This window comes from Methylobacterium sp. CCH7-A2, from assembly GCF_001557075.1.
Lineage (GTDB): Bacteria > Pseudomonadota > Alphaproteobacteria > Rhizobiales > Beijerinckiaceae > Allobosea > Allobosea massiliensis.
This window is the reverse complement of sequence record NZ_LSKN01000221.1, coordinates 1-495: the sequence shown is the minus strand read 5'-3', so window position 1 is coordinate 495 and position 495 is coordinate 1. Positions and strand designations below refer to the sequence as shown.

Sequence of the window (495 nt, the reverse complement as noted above, 5' to 3'; positions counted from 1 at the left end):
CTGTGAGGCGCTGCATCCGAGGATTTGGGGGTCGTTTCCCCTGATCCCTGGAGGTCTCCATGATCGATGCCGTCACCGTCAGTCCGCTGCGCCAGCGGATGATCGAGGACATGACGATCCGCCAGTTCGGCGAGCACACGCAGCGCGATTATGTCCGGCAGGTCCGTGAGTTCACGGCCTTTCTGGGCCTGCCGCCAGATCGGGCCGAGCCGGAGGATCTGCGGCGCTATCAACTCCACCTAGCTTCGCTCGGCGCGAGCTATTCGCGGATGAACCAGGCCTGCACGGCGCTGCGGTTCTTCTTTCACGTCACGCTGGGCCGGACCGGCTTCGGAGACCGCATGGCGCGGATCCCGACGCCGGAGCGGCTGCCGGTGGTGCTGGGGACCGAGGAGGTCGCGCTGCTCCTGGCACATGCGCGGAGCCTGAAGGACCGGGCGGCGCTCAGCATCGCCTATGGCTGCGGCCTGCGGGTCTCGGAGATCGCCAACCTCA

At 67.1% G+C, this 495-nt stretch carries 1 protein-coding gene; it reads left to right on the top strand.

The window, feature by feature from the left end; all coding sequences use genetic code 11:
* Positions 1-59: 59 nt before the first annotated feature.
* Positions 60-495: phage integrase N-terminal SAM-like domain-containing protein (locus AX750_RS16240; protein WP_197432836.1), on the top strand; the 436-nt coding region annotated here is incomplete at its 3' end.